The organism is Janthinobacterium sp. AD80 (genome assembly GCF_002878455.1).
GTDB lineage: Bacteria > Pseudomonadota > Gammaproteobacteria > Burkholderiales > Burkholderiaceae_D > Janthinobacterium.
In genome coordinates, this window is record NZ_NRDQ01000368.1 from 1 (window position 1) to 2,357 (window position 2,357).

The following is a 2,357-nucleotide window of genomic DNA, read 5'->3' on the forward strand; positions in this document are numbered from 1 at the left end:
CAGCGCCAGGCGCGCGTCGCCCAGGGTGCCGCTGACCCAGATGTCGTCGCCCGCCACGGCCGCGCCGCGGCGCAGGGCCTGGCCTGGCGCCAGTTCGCCAAACACGGTGATGCAGATATTCAGCGGGCCCTTGGTGGTGTCGCCGCCGATGAGTTCGCAATTAAACGCGTCGGCCAGCGCGAACAGGCCGTCGGCAAAGCCGGCCAGCCAGGCGCGTTCCGCTTGCGGCAGGGCCAGGGCCAGGGTGAATGCCACGGGGCGCGCGCCCATGGCGGCCAGGTCGGACAGGTTCACGGCCAAGCTTTTATGACCGAGCATGCGGGCGTCGGCGCCGGCAAAGAAATGCCGGTCCTCGACCAGCATGTCCGAGGAGATGGCGATCTGCTTGCCCGCGCCGGGGGTAATCAGCGCGCAATCGTCGCCGATGCCCAGGGTGGCGCGGCCGGGGCGCTGGCGCACGAAATATTGTTTGATCAGGTCGAATTCGGAAAGCGCGTCGTGTGGGGCCATGGCGTAGTCTGTGCGTTGAGTGATGGTGTGGCCCGGCTATTATAGGCTGGCCTACAATAGGCGCCTTTGCCACTGCCGATCCGCTTGCCATGCCCATCCTCGATATTCACGTCTTGCTGCAATCCTGGCTCGATCATGGCTGGTTGCGCGACCCGCAAGCCGTCGGCCTGAGCACTTTCGAGGCGCAGGAGCTGGTGGCGCACGGCTACTATCCCGTCAGCGACGTCGACCAGCTTTGCCTGTACGAGGACGAGCGCCTGTTCCGTCGCGCCGGCCGGCCCGTGCACGCATTGTTCAAGGCGTTTCTGCAGCGCGGCCAGCTGGTCGCGAATGGCCTGGGCCTCGGTGATCAGGTGCACCTGGCCGGCTTCCTGCGCGCGGCGCGGCAGCCTTTGCCGGCGTTTCGCGTGCTGCTGGAACAGGGGGGCCGCAGCGGCGCCCTGCTGTTCGAGAATGGTCTGGTGCTGCAGTTTGCCGCCAACTTGCGCGGCAAGCCACGCCATTACTATCTGACCCTGGTCGAGGGCCACGTGGCCGATGCCCAGCTTCCCGACCGCGACAGCGATATCGACTTGCGCGCGGCCAGCGCACGGCATGTCCAGGCCATCTACGACAGCCGTGACCGTGCCGAACTGCCGCGCCTGGCGCGGCGCGGCAATGCGGCGCTGCGCGAGCTGGCGCACCTGCTTTCCTAAATTTTCTTCGCCTGCGCCATGCCGTGCAGCAGCTTGGCCAGCAACTGGTCGAGCTGGCGCTGCTCGTCCGAGTTCAAAGCCGAGAGCATGGCGCGCTCGTTCTCCACGTGCAGCAGCACGAGTTTTTCTATCAGTTCCAACCCCTTTTGTGTCAGGGCCACCAGTACGCCGCGCCGGTCCGTCGGGTGCTTCTGGCGTTCGATCAGGCCGGCCGCTTCCAGCCGGTCGATGCGGTTGGTCATGCCGCCCGAGGACAGCATGGCCGCTTCGTACAGGGCCGTCGGTGTCAGGCTGTAGGGCGCGCCCGAGCGGCGCAAGGTCGCCAGCACATCGAATTCGCCCGGTTGCAAGCCGTGTTCGGCGAACAGCGGGTTGAGCCAGTCGCGCGCCATCAGCTGCGCCACCGTGCCCAATTGGCCCACCAGCTGCATGGCGCGCGTATCCATCTGCGGCAGCTCGCGTTGCCATTGTGCGGCGGCAAATTGCGCGCGCATGTGTTCTTGCGGGGTAGTTGTCATCGGGGTTCCATTTATCTTGACCTCAAGATAGATTTCTATCTTCGTGTTAAGATACTTTTCATCGAGTCATATTTGATGACGCATTAAACCATGTGCCTCCCAGCGAGGCAAGGACTATCCCATGCCTTCAACCCGCCCTGCCGCTTCCCCTTCTTCTTCAGTTTCTTCGGCCCTGCTGGTGGCCGCCATCATCCTGCTGGGCCTGAACCTGCGCCCCATCCTGGCCGCCATCGGCCCCTTGCTCGACAGCATCCAGGCCAGCACGGGCCTCAGCAATGCCGACGCGGGCTTGCTGACCACCGTGCCCGTGTTCGCCATGGGTCTGTGTGCGCTGGCGGGCGCACAGCTGCAGCGCCGCCTGGGCGTGGTACGCGGCATTACCGTGGGCATCAGCATCATCGCCGCCGCCTGCGCGCTGCGCTGGCCCCTGCATGGCAGCGGCGGCCTGATCGCCACGGCGGCCCTGGGCGGCCTGGGCATCGCGCTGGTGCAGGCACTGCTGCCCGCCTTCATCAAGCGCCATTTCCCCGAGCGGGCAGGCCAGTTGATGGGCTTTTATACGACGGGCATCATGGGCGGCGCGGCCATTGCCGCCGCGTCCGCTTCGCCCTTGGCGCAGTCGCTGGGCTGGCAG

4 protein-coding genes are annotated in these 2,357 nt (G+C 66.1%); 2 read left to right on the forward strand and 2 right to left on the reverse strand.

Annotated features, from left to right (window positions below):
- Positions 1-510 (reverse strand): thiamine-phosphate kinase (gene thiL, locus JaAD80_RS29725; RefSeq protein WP_102299758.1); only part of this gene is annotated, 510 nt, incomplete at its 3' end.
- 89 nt (positions 511-599) lie between these two features.
- Between thiL and JaAD80_RS29730 the strand changes: the two genes are divergently transcribed.
- On the forward strand, positions 600-1,205 hold the full coding sequence (locus JaAD80_RS29730) for a hypothetical protein (RefSeq protein ID WP_102299760.1): 606 nt from the start codon (positions 600-602) through the stop codon (positions 1,203-1,205).
- Here JaAD80_RS29730 and JaAD80_RS29735 read toward each other — a convergent pair.
- Positions 1,202-1,723: a MarR family winged helix-turn-helix transcriptional regulator gene (locus tag JaAD80_RS29735; protein ID WP_258003271.1), complete on the reverse strand. Its 522-nt coding sequence runs from the start codon at positions 1,721-1,723 to the stop codon at positions 1,202-1,204. The two genes, JaAD80_RS29730 and JaAD80_RS29735, sit on opposite strands and share 4 nt — an antisense overlap.
- A 121-nt stretch (positions 1,724-1,844) precedes the next feature.
- Between JaAD80_RS29735 and JaAD80_RS29740 the strand changes: the two genes are divergently transcribed.
- Positions 1,845-2,357: MFS transporter (locus JaAD80_RS29740; RefSeq protein ID WP_146012638.1), on the forward strand; the 513-nt coding region annotated here is incomplete at its 3' end.

Coding starts and splice junctions, on each gene's coding strand:
- JaAD80_RS29730 (WP_102299760.1), top strand. CDS start 600: ATGCCCATCCTCGATATTCACGTCTTGCTGCAATCCTGGCTCGATCAT.
- JaAD80_RS29735 (WP_258003271.1), bottom strand. CDS start 1,723: ATGACAACTACCCCGCAAGAACACATGCGCGCGCAATTTGCCGCCGCA.